Here is a 17606-nt window from a genome sequence, read left to right as displayed (position 1 = left end):
CGGAGACGATTGCGTGATGCTTATGCTATGCTTACGCATAGCGTGCATTCACGTACTCTCCGTAAAGGCTTTACCAGAGCCATCGCTTGAAGGTAGTGTGAATTGCACGCTACTTTTTTGCCCTTGCCTAATGAAAGGTAACGATTATGGGTAAAGTTCAGATTCTCGCCGTACTGACGATGGACGGATGTCTTTCTTCAGAGTTATATTATAAAGCACATCAGGATTTGTGCCTTGACCGTTGCGGTCTTGATGAAATCAGGAAGAACGCCCTTTACCGCGTGACACCAGACTATTCCATTTCAATGCTGCACGAATGGAGAAAAGACGGCACAAACATCCGTTACCTCGCGGAAGCCACACCGGACACGGCAGACTATATAAACGGACTACTGCGTATGCACGCTGTGGATGAAATCATACTATACACCGTTCCTTTCATATCCGGAAGCGGACGACATTTTTTTAAGTCGGCTCTGCCAGAGCAACACTGGACGCTTTCCTCTTTGAAAAGTTTTCCCAACGGTGTATGCCGCATTATCTACATCCTTGATAAAAAAGCAAGATAGCCAAAATGTGCGGCAAGCATACATTTTTATTTTCAAGAATAGAATAAATGTTCTGATTACAAACAATTTAAGTCGGAGATAATTTGTCCCTGTGAAAAAATATTGAATTTTATACCACTGAAATACAACACTTTGTAAAATTGAGCGTTGGATTTTTTGTTTTCTGCCGCGTTTTTTGCCAATTATATTCATGTGCGCATACCGAAAACAGAGTGTAAAATTTCAAAATTGACAGGACATGAATTATTTTTTATTGGCGGAAACCGAGTTCTTCCGCCGGATAAACGAAGCCGGAGACTGCAATATGGAAAAAGCATACACGGCTTTCGCCACCCAAGTAATAGAACTGTGCAACGGCGGCATGGACATGAACCTTACCGTCATCGCGCTTGCCTACATCGAAATCGAGTTGCAGCACCATCCGGTGCGTAATCTGTCAGAAGAAAGAAGAGAGATTGCCGCCTACGTCAGCAAGGCTCTGTCTTTCGTAAGAAAGATGCAGAAATTCCTTGCCACGCCCCAAGTGCCACCACTAATATCCGCCAACAACGCAACAGAAACCACCGCCAGCCTTCTTTGGACGGGCAACGCCATCGACCTCGTGGAACTTATCTACGGCATAGACGAGATGGGCTGTATCAACAACGGCAATATGCCGCTAAAACAGCTCGCCCCGATTCTCTACAAGATATTCGGTATTGAGTCGAAGGATTGCTACCGCTTCTATACCGACATCAAACGTCGGAAAAACGAAAGCCGTACCTATTTCCTCGACAAGATGCAGGAGAAACTGAACGAGAGAATGCTGCGCGATGAAGAGCTGGAACGTATGAGAAGATAAAATCAGGTATAAGCGGGAGAATGGTATCATGCTGTTCTCCCGTTTGAGTAAAATCTATACGAAAAAGGGCGTTTTCGGCGCGCTATTGCCCCGAATTTCAGCGAAAAACGCTATCTTTGTACAATTGTTACGAATTGAATATGAACATAGACAACCTCGATATAGTAAAACAACTGATAGCCGAAAAGGAAAACGGGCAGGTGGAGTTCAAGGAAACCACCGGGCAGTTGGAGCGCGGCATGGAAACGCTCTGCGCTTTCCTTAACAGCGAAGGTGGCACGGTGTTGTTCGGTGTGACCGACAAAGGAAAGATCATCGGGCAGGAAGTGAGCGACAAGACGAAGCGTGATATTGCGGAAGCCATCCGGCGTTTTGAACCATTTGCCACACTCGAAGTTTCGTATATCAGTATCCAAAATACAGACAAGAGTGTGATAGCCTTGTCTGCGGACAGCCAACGTTATATGCGTCCGTTCTCCTATAAGGGACGGGCTTATCTTCGATTGGAGAGCGTGACATCCTCCATGCCGCAAGACGTATATAACCAACTGCTTATGCAGCGAGGTGGGAAATACGCTTGGGAGGCGATGACGAATCCCGACATCAAAGTTACTGACCTTGATGAACATGCCATTATGGGAGCGGTACGTGGAGGCATCCGGTGCGGTCGCCTACCCGAAGCCACCATAAGGGAGGATTTGCCGACCATACTCGAAAAATTCAACCTGTTACATGACGGAAAACTGAATAATGCTTCCGCAGTCTTGTTCGGTCGTGATTTTTACTTCTATCCCCAGTGCCTGCTTCGGTTGGCGCGTTTCAAAGGAACTACAAAAGACGAGTTTATAGACAATCAGCGTACCACTGGCAATATCTACACACTGCTGGACACTGCAATGTCGTTCTTTTTCAAGCATCTTTCCCTTTCGGGCAAAGTTGAAGGCTTGTATCGGGAGGAAGAGCTTGAGATTCCTTACAAGGCATTGAGGGAATGCTGCACAAATGCCCTTTGCCACCGCTCATACCACCGTCCCGGCAGTTCGGTAGGAATTGCCATCTATGATGACCGTGTGGAGATTGAGAACAGTGGAACTTTTCCGCCGGATATAACAATGGAAAAGTTATTGAGCGGGCATAATTCAGAACCTCAAAACCTGATTATTGCGAATGTTCTGTATAAAAGCGAGGTTCTGGAAAGCTGGGGACGAGGCATCGGGCTTATGATAAGCGAATGCCGGCGTGTCGGCATTCCCGATCCGGAGTTTCATACAGATGGAAATAGTGTATGGGTTATTTTCCGCTATACCCGAAAAACTGTGGGGCACGACCCGACAATTACCCGACAGTTACCCCACAGTCACCCCACAGTTACCCCACAGGTGGAAAAGGTGTTGTCTGCAATCGGCACACAGACACTTTCAACCAAAGAGATTATGTGTGTGATAGGATTAAAGGACAAAAGTAATTTTTTAGAACTATATCTGTATCCAGCCATAAGGCAGAATTTGGTAGAGCCTATTTACCCGGAAAATCCGAAACATCCCCGGCAGAAATATCGTCTTACCGATAAAGGAAAAGAACTGTTGATATAATAACGGGGTATGGTGGCGAAAAAGAAGAAACAACAGGGGCATTACTGTCGGATTTGTAGCGAGTACAAAGCCAACGAGCAATTCAGCGGCAAAGGACACTCGCGGCATATCTGCAAGGAATGCCGGTCGCTTCCCGATGATGTGAAGGCGGACATGGTGCGCTGTAACGAGGTGGAACGAGCCGTTTTCAAATGCCCGATGAGCCGTCAGGACTGGGAACTGCTGGAAAAATATGCCAAGAAGTACAAGGACAAGGAATCCGGGCAGTTCGCGCAGGATATGTTGGACATGAAACGGGGCAATCAGACACCGGACGAGGATATGGAAGAGGATGATGTTTTAATAGAAGGCATCTATGAAGAGGAAACCATACCATTTGCCGAACTGGAGGATGACATCCGTTATCAGTTGGAAGAATTGTTGGCGGACAACATCAACGAGTTCATGATACACAAGAATTACATTCCCGAAGGCAAGGAACTGAAAGACATCAACGAATGGGTCATGAAAGAAACCCGTGACACCTTTTTTATAAAGGTTATTCCCGATGCCGCTTATGACAGTCTGGTGGAAGAAACGATCAACAGGCTTGTGAAGGAATGGAAAGAGGACGGATTTGAGATAAAGACCTATTCCGCATCGCTGGTCGTCATGGAAACGGAACGGCTGCTTATCCGCAGGATAACCCGTAAGGATATGGACGCACTCCTTGCCATAATGGGAAAGCCGGAAGTCATGTACGCTTGGGAACACGGCTTTACCAAAAAGGACGTGCGCAAATGGATAAACAGGCAACTCATCCGATACCGCAAGGACGGGTTCGGATATTTTGCCGTCATACTGAAAGAAAGCGGCGCATTGATAGGACAAGCCGGTCTGATGAATAGTACCCTAAACGGGAACGAGACTGTCGAGCTTGGCTATATACTCGATAACACATACTGGCATAACGGTTACGGTACGGAAGCCGCCCGCGCGTGTTTGGAATACGCCTTTGGAGAGCTGGAACTGAAAACTGTCTGTTGCAGTATCCGACCGGAAAACGTGGCATCCATCCGTGTGGTTGAAAGGCTGGGAATGACCTTGTGCGACAACCATACAATAATATACAACGAAAAAGAAATGCCGCATCAGATATATGTGGCAACCAATAGTAAATCCTATATCTTATAAGCGAAATCACTCAACAATGAAAACAAATAATATTAATTTATTTTGCGATATAGTTACTCAAAGGTCAGGAGAACATTCTTGCGCTATAAATATTTTGTTGCAACAACAATTATATGGGCAGGTAATATCTATTCTGCGTCAAGAATTAGATTCTATGGTAAGAGTTATGTTTTTGTTGTCAATTAGCGACTTAAACCTTAGAGAGCATTTTATAAACCAAACTTTGGAGGGAATAAAATGGTCTTATCCCAATACAAAGAAAGTCGTGACCGATAAACAAATGGTGGATTTAGCTGATAAATTTTATGGCTGGCCTTTTTTTGTTTATAAATTAGGATGCGCTTTTATTCATCTTTCAGCAATGGTATATTATAAAAACAGTAATCCATTTTTGCTTTTATCTGTTTCAGAAAGAAATGACATCACAAGGTTTTTACATCAATATCATAGTTTCCCGTTAGAGTTGGAATTGAATTTGGAAAATATCATCCCATATCTTGATAAAGTATTTAATAAAGTTTCAAGTAACTTAGCATGTTACATTGAAGATTTACGTCAAAATAAACTTTTGGAGGAATATTAAAATAAGGGAGGATTTTAGCTATCCTCCCTTATTTTAATAGGTTACTTCTGCTGCAACAGATGCTTCAGGTTGTCATCGCCCGCGATGCGCTCCAATTCCTCCTGAACAATCTGCTTCACCTCCTCCTTGATGCGCCGGTAATTTGCCTGCACCGTTTCCTTCATGCGGTCGTTGCCGTCTGCGTCAGTGAAATCGGTAATAACGGGGATTTTCTTGTAGGCACTTTCCTCCCGTTTTACCTTATCGGCATCCACCACAATCTCGCAGTGGAAAATCTTCTGTTCGATACGCTCGTTGAAGTTGTCGGACACCGAACCGACAAACATTCCCTGCGTCAAACCGGAAATCTTGCTGGGCGGGATAAGCGCGTCCATCTGCGTGTTAATGGAGGTGGAAACATCCTGCCGGTTGATGGAGATAGACTGCCGTTTCTGCAACACCTTACCGAATCGTTCCGATAGTGTCTTTGCCGTTTCACCTACCACCTGCCCGGAGAAAATGTTACCGACCGTATTCATCACCACTTTCGCCTCCTTATCACCGTAGTCGCGCACCAGCTGGCTGAAATCCTGAAATCCCAGACACACGGCAACCTTGTTGCTTCGGGCGGTAGCTATAAGATTGTCCAACCCTTTGAAATATATCGTCGGCAGCTCGTCTATGATGACCGACGACTTCAGCATCCCCTTCTTATTGATGAGCTTCACGATGCGGGAGTTATACAATCCGAGAGCCGCCCCGTAGATATTCTGACGGTCGGGATTGTTGCCCACGCATAGGATTTTCGGCTCTTCGGGATTGTTGATGTCCAGCGTAAACTCGCTGTCCGACATCACCCAATAGAGCTGCGGTGAAATCATCCTCGAAAGCGGAATTTTTGCCGACGCTATCTGCCCCATGAGCTGCTCCGCAGCCCCTCCGAGCCACGCATCCATGAACGGGGAAAGGTAGTTCTCCAGTTCGGGATAGGAAGTCAGTATCGGAAAAATATCCTCGTAGCGGCGGTTCAAAAATTCGATGGCATGGGGAAACGTGCAATATTTCCCGTTCTGATAGATTTTAAGATACCATATAATACTGGCGAACAAAATGATAGGTGATTCCACAAAGAAGTCACCCTGCTTTTGCACCCACGTTTTATTGAGGTTGAGCATTATTGTATAGGCACTCTCGTAGGCGTCCGTAATATCTTCCATAAAATCCGGGTGAATGGGATTGCACCGATGAGAGCGTCGCGGGTCGTCGAAGTTGATCACATAGAACTTCGGCTTCACCTTGTAGCCGTCAGGGTGGTTCAGCAGATGATTGTAGGCAATGGTGGACAAGTCGCTGAATTTGAAGTCATACACGTACATCAAGAAGCCCTTTTCAATCTGTTGCTTGATAAAATTGTTTACCACGGCGTATGACTTGCCGCTGCCCGGCGTACCCAACACGATGGACGCACGGAAGGGATTCACCACATTGATCCAACCGTTGTTCCAACGCTTTTTGTAATAGAAGCGTGTCGGCAAATTGACCGAATACTCGCTTTCGATGAGTCTTGTTTCCTGCATGAAACTCTCGTTCTCGTTGTTGAAAACATCCTCCATCAAATTGTGTTTCAACAGACGGCTCATCCACAGACCTCCCATCAACAGGCAGACATAGCCCGTACCGATGGTAAGGACATACAGCCCCATCACCGCCTCAATCGGAAGCGGCAGAGCCAGTATCCACCAGTTTAGGAAAAACAGCACGGACCCGGCGGCGAGTGCCGTCCATATTCTTCCCCAAGTGATTTTCTCTCCCTTGACCCCCTTTGTACCCAGACAGGACAGGGCAAGCAGCAGGACGGCAAACAGCTTTGTGTACAGTATGGAATGGAACAGCCCCGCCGTGCGGTCGAAGTTCAGAAGGATTCTGTCCACCACACCGATGTTCACGCCCCACAGCCGGATGACTTCGTAACAGAACCAGTACACGTTCATAACCACTAAAATAATACTCACGGCACGCAGAAAATCCATGATTTTCGCCAATGCCCTCAAATCGTCTTCTTGTTGTGACATACATTGATTTTTTAATTGTTGATACTCCGATTACAAACCCAAGCCCTTGCGCTTTTTCTTCTTTTTGCGCTTCATCGCCCGGATGAAAGCCTTTTCCTCAGCATCTACCGCCGGACCTTCGGGAGTGAGCAAGCCCATTCCGCCCGATACGTCTTCACGGTCGTATGCGGTCTGTCCGTATGCCTTGTCCGCAGCATCCATAGGGATGGATAACGGTATCGGCGGTTGTCCGGCGTATGGCAGGGTGAAGTGTTCCTGCAAGGCATTCGCCGAAAGCTCCTTGCCCATGCGAGAGCCGTTCAGTACACATCCTGTGCGGTGGTCGATAAACGTCGCTCCATAGATACGCCCTTCATCCGTGTAGCGCAGTACGGTGTCGATGCCCTTCTCTTTGAGTTGGGATACAAATTTGTCCTTGTCATAAGTGCCTTGCAGCACGGAAAGAACGGTGCGTTTCGTCATGTCGGCGAGCTTCCTGTCCTTAATCTCTGATTTGGAACGGATAAATTTTCTCTGTACGGCTTCATAACCTGCGGACTTCCCGAAAAGCGAGGACTTGAACGGGTTGCCCACCTTGTTACCCTTGTCGTCCGTGACGGAATAAACCAGCCCGTGATACTCCCGTCCGCGCACGTTGCCTCTCGCTTCCTCCACCGTCATATTATATAAGGAAAGGAGCGCACGGTATTCGCCCATCGTCTGAAAACGGTACTGCCCGTTCAGAGCCTTCACAGTGCCAGCCACCTGCTTCTTCACATCACCTGCCGATGCGTCCACCTTGCTTAGCGGCGTGTCAAGCCGGCGGTTCCTGCGCTCCGCGCCGTGCAGCCCGTATTTCTTCTCCAGCTCACGGGTGATTTGTTTGCTACGATAGTAGTTGTTCTTGTCGCTGATACATTTCCCGTTATCGTCCACCCGCACCGTCACGATGTGCAGGTGGTGGCGGTCGATGTCCTCGTGCTTGAAAACAAGATAAGGCTGGTTGCCGAAACCGAGTTTTTCCAGATACTCGCGGGCTATATCCTGCAATTCCGCATCGGTCAACACATCCTCCGGATGTGGGTTGAGCGAAATATGCACCACCGGCTTCTCCACCTTCATCTGTGGCGGCATGAAGGTGAGAAAACCCTCCATCGCCTTGTTGATGTCCACCTTTCCCGAACCGTCATTGTAGATGCGGTTGGTCGTAAGCAACCGCCCCTGCGCCTCGTTAATCTTCTCCCCGTTATAGGCAATCGCGCCGTACAACGAGTTTCCTACACTGATTTTTGCGACCATTTCGCCTCCATTTCCCTTGAAAGTTCCACAATCCGGCGGCTCAGTTTCACGAGTTCGACGGTGTGTTGCTCTAATTTGTAGAGCAACGCCATCGCCTTTTTCTCTGAAAAATGCAGCCTCAGTTCCTTCACGACTTGGTTGTAATTCGTACCCACGGCGCGGAACTGCGCATGAAAATCCGATAGCTTGGTGTAATAGTCCACCAGCGTCTTGTCCACCTTCAGCACCTTGAACGGCTGTCCGAAGAAGTGCGCTTTGAGGAAAACCGACCGTGCATAGACACCCGATTTTCCGAACATGGCGAGGAAACGATTGTGTTCCTCCTCGTTGAAACGGACGGTGTAACGGTACACCGCCGGATCAAGTTTGGGATTTCTCCCTGCTTTGCTTTTCCTTTTCTCTTTCATATTACTTTGGATTTAGCGGATTGACGGCATAAGCCGCCGCTTCGGATCACAGCACCGCAGTTCTGAAAGGCTTTCCGACTTCGGAGGGAAAGCCCGCCCCCTGCAAGGGCAAGGCGTTTTCCGGGATGCTCAAAATATTTTGAGCGGCTGAAAACATACCTTGCTATGTTCAGGTGAACATAAAAATCCGTCAGGGGACGGATGGGAAGATACCTTTCAGGACTCCGGGCCGCGCACCATCGGCGAACCCTGCTGTCCGGGGGGCAAAGTTACGCCCTTAAAGCTGTATTGGACAGATGCTTGACCCGGTCAATGACTGCCAACCGGCGCAACGTGCTGCCACTTGCCGGAGAAGTGATACAGGTTCCAAAATATACTTGTTTATTTGCAGCATGATTCAAGAAACGAACGATTTGAAAATATGAGAAAAGGAACATTCAAATACCCGGACAATCGCTTCGGCGGATACTTGCCGAAGCGGATACCCGAACCGTCGGAACCCCGGTTATCCGACAATCTGGTGAAGTACAGATTCAATGACTTCATGACGCAGTGTCGTCATTCATCACTTGTTCGCCGCACCGCTTCACCACAGAACCGGATACGCGATGACCCGCCCATGTGTCTGTTCACTGAAGCGGATAATGTAGCAACCAAATCCGCATATAAATAGAAAAAGAAATCTTCAACAATTAAAATAAATGGAACTATGAGTAAGGAAATCTTCGTTGCATTCGCAACACAGAAAGGTGGCATCGGCAAATCCACTGTCACGGCACTTGCCGCCAGCTACCTGCACAACGTGAAAGGCTACAATGTCGCCGTCGTGGACTGCGACGACCCGCAGCACAGCATCCACGGGCTGCGCGAACACGAAATGGGGCTTATCGACAGCAGCACCTACTTCAAGGCTCTCGCTTGCGACCATTTCCGCCGGATGAAAAAGAACGCCTACACCATCGTCAAGAGCAATGCGGTGAACGCCCTCGACGATGCCGAGAGGATGATTGCCACTGAGGACGTGAAACCCGACGTGGTGTTCTTCGACATGCCCGGCACACTCCGTAGTAACGGCGTGATAAAGACGCTCTCGCAGATGGACTACATCTTCACTCCGCTGAGTGCCGACCGCTTTGTTGTGGAGAGTACCCTGAAATTCGTCACAATGTTCCGCGACAGGCTGATGACTACCGGACAGGCGAAAACAAAGGGGCTTTATCTGTTTTGGACGATGGTGGACGGCAGGGAGAGGAACGACCTGTACGGCATCTACGAGGAAGTGATAGCCGAAATGGGCTTTCCGGTACTTTCCACCCGCTTGCCCGACAGCAAGAAGTTCCGCCGTGACCTTTCGGAAGAGCGCAAGAGCGTTTTCCGCTCCACCATCTTCCCGATGGACACGGCACTGCTGAAAGGGAGTGGCATCCGGGAGTTTTCCGAAGAGATAAGCGACATCATCAGACCGCAGTGAGCATGGGCAGCAGGAAAGTGAACACGGAAGGCATCGACGAGGAACTGCTGTTAGCTTCCATCGGGCGGCGCACACAGGACGGGACACTGCGCCCCGCACAGGAAGTACCCGCAGCTGCACCGACCGAAGAGGACACCGCCGCACCGGAACCACCTCCTGTGCAACCAGTAACACGGGAAAAAGCGCAGAGGGAAAGTGGCCGCCGGAAAAGGCAGGATGAGGACTATAACGAGCTGTTCCTGCGCCGCAACGAGATAAAGACCCGCCAGTGTGTCTATATCAGCCGCGATGTCCACGGCAAAATCCTCAGAATCGTGAACGACATCGCCGGAGGTGAAATCTCGGTGGGCGGCTATGTGGATACCGTGCTGCGCCAACATCTGGAACAGCACAAGGAGAGAATCAACGAACTGTACAAGAAACAACGTGAAGATCTGATTTGAAAATGGAAAAAGAAATGACACCGAATGAAAAAAGACCACAGCAAGACTGCGGAGGTATGTTTGCCCAAGTGCAGGCGAGTGTGGAAATCCTGTCGCCTGTCCCGGTAAGCGGCAAATGCTGCGAGAAGGACTATGAACGTCTGTTCATCCGTGACTCGGAAGTAAAGGCACGTGAGGGGAAGATGGCGTATGTGCGCCCGGAGTACCACGAGCGTATCATGTGTATCACCCGTGTAATCGGGCATGACCGGCTTATGCTGTCCGCTTACATCGACCATGTGCTGACGCATCACTTCAACCAGTGCGAGGATGCGATAAAGAGCCTTTATGCCCGAAATTATAATTCAGTATTCTAACCAAAAACGGAAGGATATGAATTACACAATCAGCATGACAGACATTCTGCTGGCGGTATCGGTCGGCTGCAACCTCTGGTTCCTGTTCCTGCTCCTTTACGAGCGCATCATGGACACGCGGATTGTCCGCTTCTTCAAGGGCATTGTCGGATTATGGCGGTCACTGGACGGGAATGAGGCTAAACGCATAGCGGCACACGAGGAAGTCCCTGCGGAAAAGGCGGACATCATCGGCAAGAGCCGTTTCAGGATGGCATCCACCCGGACAACCGCTGCCATACCGACGCAAGAAGCCGCCACTATGGAAAAAGGCATTGAGCTGTCGGAGGAAGAGGCTACTTTTGACGACGGAAAAACGGGAAACGCATCCCGCCCGGCACAAGTTCCGGAGGAAAAACTCGATGAGACCTTCACGAGCATACCGCCGGAGGAACTGGGATACGGGGACGACGAACCGGAAGAGGACGCCTCGGACACGCCACGGGCTTCGGGCAGCAGCTTTGACGAGATTGACGACGCCTGCAAGACCGCCAAGAACCCGGACGCGACACAGGCGGAACGTGAAAAGGCGGCGAAGGTGTTCACCGACATGGAGGGCACGGAGTTGTACGAGAAAATGATGGAAGGCTCTTCGGAGATAGGCATCCGCATCAAGGGGCTTATCGAGATTCGGCTGAAGAAACCTGAAAAGGAGTTCGTCGTGCCGGACAACATCGAGGAGTTCGACATTCGCAACTATGTATGACAACAATAAAAGAAATGAACATGAAAGAATGACATCAACCCACGCGGCGAGGAAACGCAAGGCGCATCCCTATCCGCAACGGACACGCCCACGTCCGTGGAAACAAACGGGCATCCACTAAAACCAAAGTAAAGAAACAAAGTATCAACCGCCCGACAAAGGACCATCCACCCTTTTGACGGCAAAAAACAAGAACAGTTTATGAACAAGAACATCTTGAAAAACAGAAAAGCAATCCTCTCCGCGGCACTTGTCATCGCCGCAACCGCCTCCGCTTTCGCGCAGGGAAACGGCATCGCGGGCATCAACGAAGCCACCTCTATGGTGAGTTCTTATTTCGACCCCGGAACTAAACTGATATACGCCATCGGTGCAGTCGTCGGGCTTATCGGGGGCGTAAAAGTGTACGGCAAGTTTTCATCGGGCGACCCCGACACCAGCAAGACAGCCGCCTCGTGGTTCGGCGCGTGCATCTTCCTGATTGTTGCCGCCACCATCCTGCGCTCATTCTTCCTTTAATAAATAATGTATGGCTGAATACCCAATCAACAAGGGTATCGGCCGTCCGGTAGAGTTCAAGGGCTTGAAGGCACAGTACCTCTTCATCTTCTGCGGAGGTCTGCTGGCTCTCTTCGTCCTGTTCGTCATCCTCTACATGGTCGGTATCGACCAGTGGATATGTATCGGCTTCGGCGCGGCATCGTCCTCCCTCCTTGTATGGCAGACCTTCGCGCTGAACGCCCGGTACGGCGAACACGGGCTGATGAAATTAGGAGCGGCACGGAGCCATCCCCGATACCTTATCAACCGGCGGCGGATACCCCGTCTGTTCAAACGACAACGAAAGGAAGAAAGACAATGAGGAATACATCGAAAATGACAACACTGGAAAACAGGTTCCCACTTTTAGCGGTGGAGCATGGCTGCATCATCTCAAAGGACGCCGACATCACGGTGGCTTTCGAGGTGGAACTGCCGGAACTTTACACCGTGACGGGTGCGGAGTACGAGGCGATACACAGTTGCTGGTGCAAGGCTATCAAGGTGCTGCCGGACTACTCCGTCGTCCACAAACAGGACTGGTTCATCAAGGAACGCTACAAACCGGAGCTTCAGAAGGACGACATGAGCTTTTTAAGCCGCTCTTTCGAGCGTCACTTCAACGAGCGTCCGTACCTGAAACACACCTGCTACCTCTACCTGACCAAGACAACAAAGGAGCGTAACCGGATGCAGAGCAATTTCAGCACGCTGTGCCGGGGACATATCATCCCGAAGGAGCTGGACAGGGAAACCACGACCAAGTTCTTGGAAGCCTGCGAACAGTTCGAGCGCATCATGAACGACAGCGGGCTTGTCAGGCTGCGCCGCCTCTCCACCGATGAGATTGTGGGTACTGAGGGAAATACGGGACTTATTGAACGCTACTTCTCGCTCATGTCGGAAGGTGACACCACCTTGCAGGACATCGAGCTTTCGGCAAGGGAGATGCGCATCGGCGACAACCGCCTGTGTCTGCACACCCTCTCCGACGCGGAAGACCTGCCGGGCAAGGTGGCTACCGACACCCGTTACGAGAAGCTCTCCACCGACCGGAGTGACTGCCGACTGTCATTCGCCTCCCCGGTGGGGCTTCTGCTCTCCTGCAACCATATCTACAACCAGTATGTGCTGATAGACAACAGTGAGGAAACCTTGCATAAGTTCGAGAAGTCCGCCCGTAACATGCAGTCGCTATCTCGCTATTCAAGGAGCAACAGCATCAACCGCGAGTGGATAGACCAATACCTGAACGAAGCCCATTCCTACGGACTGACCTCGGTACGGGCACACTTCAACGTCATGGCGTGGAGCGACGATGCGGAGGAACTGAAGCATATCAAGAACGACGTGGGCAGCCAGTTGGCAAGCATGGAATGCGTGCCGCGCCACAACACCATCGACTGCCCGACACTCTACTGGGCGGCGATACCCGGCAATGCGGCGGACTTCCCGGCGGAAGAGAGTTTCCACACCTTCATCGAACAGGCGGTGTGCCTGTTCACAGAGGAAACCAACTACCGCAACTCGCTCTCGCCCTTCGGCATCAAGATGGTGGACAGGCTCACGGGAAAACCGCTGCACCTTGACATCTCCGACCTGCCCATGAAGCGGGGTATCACGACCAACCGCAACAAGTTCGTGCTGGGTCCTTCGGGCAGCGGCAAGTCTTTCTTCATGAACCACCTCGTGCGCCAATATTATGAGCAAGGCGCACATGTGGTATTGGTGGACACGGGAAACTCCTATCAGGGCTTGTGCGGCATGATCCGACGCAAGACAGGCGGAGCGGACGGCGTGTATTTCACCTACACGGAAGAGAAGCCCATATCGTTCAACCCGTTCTACACCGACGATTACATCTTCGACGTGGAGAAGAAGGACAGCATCAAGACCCTGCTGCTGACGCTCTGGAAGTCGGAGGACGACAAGGTGACAAAGACGGAGAGCGGCGAGCTGGGCAGTGCCGTGAGTGCCTATATTGAGCGCATCCAATCCGACCGTAGCATCGTGCCGTCGTTCAACACCTTCTACGAGTATATGCGTGACGACTACCGCAAGGAACTGGCACAGCGTGACATCAAGGTGGAGAAGTCCGACTTCAACATCGACAACATGCTCACCACCATGCGGCAGTATTACCGGGGCGGACGCTACGACTTCCTGCTCAACTCCACGGAGAACATCGACCTGCTCGGCAAGCGGTTCATTGTCTTCGAGATAGATTCGATTAAGGAAAACCGCGAACTGTTCCCCGTCGTGACCATCATCATCATGGAAGCCTTCATCAACAAGATGCGGCGACTAAAAGGGGTACGGAAACAGCTTATTGTGGAAGAGGCTTGGAAGGCTCTCTCTTCAGCGAACATGGCTGAATATCTGCGCTATATGTACAAGACGGTCAGAAAATATTACGGCGAGGCAATCGTGGTGACGCAGGAGGTGGACGACATCATTTCCTCTCCCGTGGTCAAGGAGAGCATCATCAACAACTCCGACTGCAAGATACTTCTCGACCAGCGCAAGTACATGAACAAGTTCGACCAGATACAGGCGTTGCTCGGACTGACGGAAAAGGAGAAAGGGCAGATACTCTCCATCAACATGGCGAACAACCCTTCACGGCTCTACAAGGAGGTGTGGATAGGCTTGGGTGGCACACAATCGGCGGTCTATGCCACCGAGGTCAGTGCAGAAGAATATCTGGCGTACACCACCGAGGAAACGGAGAAAGTGGAGGTTTACCGTCTGGCGGAGAAGTTGGGCGGCGACATCGAAGCCGCCATCCGGCAACTTGCCGAGAAGCGGAGAACCAAAAGTTAATCATTTAATCATCAGCTAAAAACAAGAAATGCGTATGAATTTATCAAAAGTTAAAATGCTGCAAGTCAGCAAGTGCCTGATCGGATTGGCGGTCATGATGCTGCAATCCTGCGATGTGGTCGATAACCGCCGTGATATGCTGTGCGGGAACTGGGAGAGCGTGGAGGGGAAGCCCGATGTGCTTATCTACAAGGAGGGCGAAGCCTACAAGGTGACGGTGTTCCGCCGGAGCGGTCTGCGCCGCAAGCTGAAACCGGAAACCTATCTCTTGCAGGAGGAAAACGACAACCTGTTCATGAACACCGGCTTCCGCATCGACGTGTCCTACAACGAGGCAACGGACGTGCTGACCTTCTCGCCGGGCGGCGACTATGTGCGGGTGAAACCGCAGCCGGGACACCCGACAGAAGAATAACAACCACTAAAATCCAAAGTAACATGAGAACAAGAATAACAATGATTATCTGCCTGTGCCTGCTTTTCGCAGGCAGGGCAAGCGCACAGTGGGTCGTAAGCGATCCGGGCAATCTGGCGCAGGGTATCATCAATGCCTCCAAAAACATCATCCATACCTCCAAGACTGCCACGAACATGGTGAGCAACTTTCAGGAAACGGTGAAAATCTATCAGCAGGGCAAAAAGTATTACGATGCCCTCAAATCGGTGAACAATCTCGTCAAGGACGCCCGCAAGGTGCAGCAGACCATCCTGATGGTAGGCGACATCACCGACATTTATGTAAACAGTTTCCAAAGGATGCTCCGTGATGGAAATTTCAGACCAGAAGAGCTGTCGGCAATCGCTTTCGGTTACACGAAACTGCTGGAAGAGAGCAACGAAGTATTGACGGAACTGAAGAATGTGGTGAACATCACCACGCTCTCCATGACCGACAAGGAGCGCATGGACGTGGTGGAACGCTGCTACTCCAAAATGAAGCGTTACCGCAACCTTGTGAGCTATTACACCAACAAGAACATCTCCGTGAGTTATCTGCGTGCGAAGAAAAAGAACGACCTCGACCGCATCATGGGGCTGTACGGGAACATGAACGAAAGATACTGGTAAGCCTATGGAGTTCGATAACCTTCATCAGATTTTACGCTCACTTTATGAGCAGATGATGCCGCTATGTGGGGACATGGCGGGTGTGGCGAAAGGCATCGCCGGGCTGGGTGCGCTGTTCTACGTCGCCTACCGGGTATGGCAGTCGCTGGCGAGAGCCGAACCGATAGACGTATTCCCGATGCTCCGTCCTTTTGCCATCGGTCTGTGCATCATGTTCTTCCCGACTGTGGTGCTGGGCACGATAAACAGCATCCTCTCACCCGTCGTACAGGGCACGGCAAAGATGCTGGAGGCGGAAACGCTGGACATGAACCGATACCGGGAGCAGAAGGACAAGCTGGAATACGAGGCGATGGTACGCAACCCCGAAACCGCCTACCTCGTGTCCAACGAGGAATTTGACAAGCAACTGGAGGAACTCGGCTGGTCGCCCTCCGACATGGTGACGATGGCGGGAATGTATATCGACCGGGGAATGTACAACATGAAGAAGAGTATCCGCGACTTCTTCCGCGAGATACTGGAACTGCTGTTCCAAGCCGCCGCCCTCGTGATAGACACCGTCCGCACCTTCTTTCTCGTGGTGCTGGCGATACTCGGTCCGATAGCCTTCGCCCTGTCGGTATGGGACGGTTTCCAAAGCACGCTCACGCAGTGGATATGCCGCTACATACAGGTCTATCTGTGGCTTCCGGTGTCGGACATGTTCAGCACCATACTGGCGAAGATACAGGTGCTGATGCTGCAAAGCGACATCGAGCGGATGCAGGCAGACCCGAACTTCTCGCTGGATTCGAGCGACGGGGTGTATATCGTGTTCCTCTGCATCGGCATCATCGGATACTTCACCATTCCCACCGTTGCCGGCTGGATTATCCAAGCCGGAGGCATGGGCGGTTACGGTCGCAACGTGAACCAGATGGCGGGACGAGCCGGAAGCATGGCGGGCAGCGTGGCGGGTGCAGCCGCAGGAAACGTGGTCGGACGTGCCGGGAAACTGCTGAAATAATCAACTGACAATTAAAAACGAATAAACAACAATGGAATTTAAGTCACTTAAAAACATCGAATCATCGTTCAGGCAGATACGCCTGTTCGGTATCGTCTTCCTCTCGCTGTGCACCGTGGTGACGGTGTGGAGCGTGTGGAACTCCTACCGTTTCGCGGAGAAGCAACGGGAGAAAATCTATGTGTTGGACAACGGCAAGTCGCTGATGCTTGCGCTGTCGCAGGATCTGTCGCAGAACCGTCCAGCGGAGGCACGGGAGCATGTGCGCCGCTTCCACGAGCTTTTCTTCACGCTGTCACCTGAAAAAAGCGCGATTGAACACAACGTAAAACGTGCCTTGCTGCTGGCAGACAAGAGCGTGTACCACTATTATTCGGACTTCGCCGAGAAGGGGTACTACAACCGCATCATCGCCGGAAACATCAACCAAGTGTTGAAGGTGGACAGCGTGGTGTGTGACTTCAACGCCTATCCCTACCGAGCCGTGACCTACGCCACGCAGAAAATCATCCGGCAAAGCAACGTCACCGAGCGCAGCCTCGTGACCACCTGCCGCCTGCTGAACGCATCACGGTCGGACGACAATCCCAACGGCTTCACCATCGAGGGTTTCACCATCATCGAGAATAAGGATTTACAGACTATCAAACGGTAACG

General features: G+C 50.8%; 20 protein-coding genes. 17 read left to right on the top strand and 3 right to left on the bottom strand.

The features are described 5' to 3' along the window. Positions 1–146 precede the first annotated feature (146 nt). From H8S52_RS09415 to H8S52_RS09395, 5 genes are all read left to right on the top strand, one after another. Positions 147–569: a dihydrofolate reductase family protein gene (locus H8S52_RS09415; protein WP_002560995.1), complete on the top strand. Its 423-nt coding sequence runs from the start codon at positions 147–149 to the stop codon at positions 567–569. A gap of 238 nt (positions 570–807) precedes the next feature. Beyond that, complete coding sequence (locus tag H8S52_RS09410) at positions 808–1410, top strand: RteC domain-containing protein (protein WP_002560994.1); 603 nt, start codon at positions 808–810, stop codon at positions 1408–1410. Between the two features lie 140 nt (positions 1411–1550). Then, positions 1551–3002, top strand: coding sequence for an ATP-binding protein (locus H8S52_RS09405; RefSeq protein ID WP_002560993.1), 1452 nt, complete (start codon positions 1551–1553; stop codon positions 3000–3002). A 9-nt stretch (positions 3003–3011) separates the two neighbouring features. Further along, entirely contained in the window at positions 3012–4175 is a 1164-nt protein-coding gene (locus H8S52_RS09400) for a GNAT family N-acetyltransferase (protein WP_002560992.1), read from the top strand. Positions 4176–4191: 16 nt separating this feature from the next. Then, complete coding sequence (locus tag H8S52_RS09395; RefSeq protein ID WP_002560991.1) at positions 4192–4758, top strand: hypothetical protein; 567 nt, start codon at positions 4192–4194, stop codon at positions 4756–4758. A 41-nt stretch (positions 4759–4799) separates the two neighbouring features. On the opposite strand, the gene mobC is transcribed toward H8S52_RS09395, so the two are convergent. From mobC to mobA, 3 genes are read right to left on the bottom strand one after another with little or no spacing between them, the layout of a single operon-like run. After that, complete coding sequence (gene mobC / locus H8S52_RS09390) at positions 4800–6809, bottom strand: conjugal transfer protein MobC (protein ID WP_002560990.1); 2010 nt, start codon at positions 6807–6809, stop codon at positions 4800–4802. A gap of 30 nt (positions 6810–6839) precedes the next feature. Next, positions 6840–8087 carry a conjugal transfer protein MobB gene (gene mobB / locus H8S52_RS09385; RefSeq protein WP_002560989.1) on the bottom strand — a complete coding sequence of 416 codons (1248 nt, stop codon included), beginning with the start codon at positions 8085–8087 and terminating at the stop codon, positions 6840–6842. Continuing rightward, positions 8066–8494, bottom strand: coding sequence for a conjugal transfer protein MobA (gene mobA, locus H8S52_RS09380; RefSeq protein WP_002560988.1), 429 nt, complete (start codon positions 8492–8494; stop codon positions 8066–8068). The genes mobB and mobA overlap by 22 nt, the downstream gene beginning before the upstream one ends. 421 nt (positions 8495–8915) lie before the next feature. Between mobA and H8S52_RS09375 the strand changes: the two genes are divergently transcribed. From H8S52_RS09375 to traK, 12 genes are all read left to right on the top strand, one after another. Then, positions 8916–9167, top strand: coding sequence for a hypothetical protein (locus H8S52_RS09375; protein WP_032529375.1), 252 nt, complete (start codon positions 8916–8918; stop codon positions 9165–9167). Positions 9168–9203: 36 nt separating this feature from the next. Further along, a complete protein-coding gene (locus H8S52_RS09370) occupies positions 9204–9965 on the top strand; it encodes a ParA family protein (RefSeq protein WP_002560987.1) in 762 nt (253 codons plus the stop codon). Between the two features lie 2 nt (positions 9966–9967). Next, entirely contained in the window at positions 9968–10408 is a 441-nt protein-coding gene (locus tag H8S52_RS09365; RefSeq protein WP_002560986.1) for a DUF3408 domain-containing protein, read from the top strand. 2 nt (positions 10409–10410) lie between these two features. Beyond that, positions 10411–10764: a DUF3408 domain-containing protein gene (locus H8S52_RS09360; protein WP_025880727.1), complete on the top strand. Its 354-nt coding sequence runs from the start codon at positions 10411–10413 to the stop codon at positions 10762–10764. Between the two features lie 16 nt (positions 10765–10780). Continuing rightward, complete coding sequence (locus tag H8S52_RS09355; RefSeq protein WP_008764732.1) at positions 10781–11509, top strand: hypothetical protein; 729 nt, start codon at positions 10781–10783, stop codon at positions 11507–11509. Between the two features lie 201 nt (positions 11510–11710). Continuing rightward, complete coding sequence (locus H8S52_RS09350) at positions 11711–12028, top strand: DUF4134 domain-containing protein (RefSeq protein WP_002560983.1); 318 nt, start codon at positions 11711–11713, stop codon at positions 12026–12028. Positions 12029–12038: 10 nt separating this feature from the next. Further along, entirely contained in the window at positions 12039–12371 is a 333-nt protein-coding gene (locus H8S52_RS09345) for a DUF4133 domain-containing protein (RefSeq protein WP_008764731.1), read from the top strand. Beyond that, entirely contained in the window at positions 12368–14872 is a 2505-nt protein-coding gene (locus H8S52_RS09340) for a TraG family conjugative transposon ATPase (RefSeq protein WP_004356142.1), read from the top strand. Before H8S52_RS09345 ends, H8S52_RS09340 begins: the two co-directional genes overlap by 4 nt. A 34-nt stretch (positions 14873–14906) precedes the next feature. Next, entirely contained in the window at positions 14907–15287 is a 381-nt protein-coding gene (locus H8S52_RS09335) for a DUF3876 domain-containing protein (RefSeq protein ID WP_002560979.1), read from the top strand. 23 nt (positions 15288–15310) lie between these two features. Continuing rightward, positions 15311–15940, top strand: a complete 630-nt coding sequence (locus H8S52_RS09330; protein ID WP_002560978.1) for a DUF4141 domain-containing protein — start codon at positions 15311–15313, stop codon at positions 15938–15940. Positions 15941–15944: 4 nt separating this feature from the next. Beyond that, a complete protein-coding gene (gene traJ / locus H8S52_RS09325) occupies positions 15945–16949 on the top strand; it encodes a conjugative transposon protein TraJ (protein WP_002560977.1) in 1005 nt (334 codons plus the stop codon). Between the two features lie 31 nt (positions 16950–16980). Beyond that, on the top strand, positions 16981–17604 hold the full coding sequence (traK, locus tag H8S52_RS09320; RefSeq protein ID WP_002560976.1) for a conjugative transposon protein TraK: 624 nt from the start codon (positions 16981–16983) through the stop codon (positions 17602–17604). Positions 17605–17606 lie beyond the last annotated feature (2 nt).

Source organism: Bacteroides sp. NSJ-48 (assembly GCF_014287405.1).
GTDB lineage: Bacteria > Bacteroidota > Bacteroidia > Bacteroidales > Bacteroidaceae > Bacteroides > Bacteroides stercoris.
The sequence above is the reverse complement of the archived record's forward strand: the minus strand, read 5'-3'. Positions and strand labels throughout refer to the sequence as shown.

What these genes read in the sequence shown, in the direction of transcription:
- H8S52_RS09410 (WP_002560994.1), top strand. Translation starts at nt 808, where the DNA reads ATGAATTATTTTTTATTGGCGGAAACCGAGTTCTTCCGCCGGATAAAC.
- H8S52_RS09405 (WP_002560993.1), top strand. Translation starts at nt 1,551, where the DNA reads ATGAACATAGACAACCTCGATATAGTAAAACAACTGATAGCCGAAAAG.
- H8S52_RS09330 (WP_002560978.1), top strand. Translation starts at nt 15,311, where the DNA reads ATGAGAACAAGAATAACAATGATTATCTGCCTGTGCCTGCTTTTCGCA.
- H8S52_RS09360 (WP_025880727.1), top strand. Translation starts at nt 10,411, where the DNA reads ATGGAAAAAGAAATGACACCGAATGAAAAAAGACCACAGCAAGACTGC.
- H8S52_RS09400 (WP_002560992.1), top strand. Translation starts at nt 3,012, where the DNA reads ATGGTGGCGAAAAAGAAGAAACAACAGGGGCATTACTGTCGGATTTGT.
- mobA (WP_002560988.1), bottom strand. Translation starts at nt 8,494, where the DNA reads ATGAAAGAGAAAAGGAAAAGCAAAGCAGGGAGAAATCCCAAACTTGAT.
- H8S52_RS09395 (WP_002560991.1), top strand. Translation starts at nt 4,192, where the DNA reads ATGAAAACAAATAATATTAATTTATTTTGCGATATAGTTACTCAAAGG.
- H8S52_RS09345 (WP_008764731.1), top strand. Translation starts at nt 12,039, where the DNA reads ATGGCTGAATACCCAATCAACAAGGGTATCGGCCGTCCGGTAGAGTTC.
- H8S52_RS09370 (WP_002560987.1), top strand. Translation starts at nt 9,204, where the DNA reads ATGAGTAAGGAAATCTTCGTTGCATTCGCAACACAGAAAGGTGGCATC.
- mobB (WP_002560989.1), bottom strand. Translation starts at nt 8,087, where the DNA reads ATGGTCGCAAAAATCAGTGTAGGAAACTCGTTGTACGGCGCGATTGCC.
- mobC (WP_002560990.1), bottom strand. Translation starts at nt 6,809, where the DNA reads ATGTCACAACAAGAAGACGATTTGAGGGCATTGGCGAAAATCATGGAT.
- traK (WP_002560976.1), top strand. Translation starts at nt 16,981, where the DNA reads ATGGAATTTAAGTCACTTAAAAACATCGAATCATCGTTCAGGCAGATA.
- H8S52_RS09375 (WP_032529375.1), top strand. Translation starts at nt 8,916, where the DNA reads ATGAGAAAAGGAACATTCAAATACCCGGACAATCGCTTCGGCGGATAC.
- H8S52_RS09335 (WP_002560979.1), top strand. Translation starts at nt 14,907, where the DNA reads ATGAATTTATCAAAAGTTAAAATGCTGCAAGTCAGCAAGTGCCTGATC.
- H8S52_RS09355 (WP_008764732.1), top strand. Translation starts at nt 10,781, where the DNA reads ATGAATTACACAATCAGCATGACAGACATTCTGCTGGCGGTATCGGTC.
- H8S52_RS09365 (WP_002560986.1), top strand. Translation starts at nt 9,968, where the DNA reads ATGGGCAGCAGGAAAGTGAACACGGAAGGCATCGACGAGGAACTGCTG.
- H8S52_RS09350 (WP_002560983.1), top strand. Translation starts at nt 11,711, where the DNA reads ATGAACAAGAACATCTTGAAAAACAGAAAAGCAATCCTCTCCGCGGCA.
- traJ (WP_002560977.1), top strand. Translation starts at nt 15,945, where the DNA reads ATGGAGTTCGATAACCTTCATCAGATTTTACGCTCACTTTATGAGCAG.
- H8S52_RS09415 (WP_002560995.1), top strand. Translation starts at nt 147, where the DNA reads ATGGGTAAAGTTCAGATTCTCGCCGTACTGACGATGGACGGATGTCTT.
- H8S52_RS09340 (WP_004356142.1), top strand. Translation starts at nt 12,368, where the DNA reads ATGAGGAATACATCGAAAATGACAACACTGGAAAACAGGTTCCCACTT.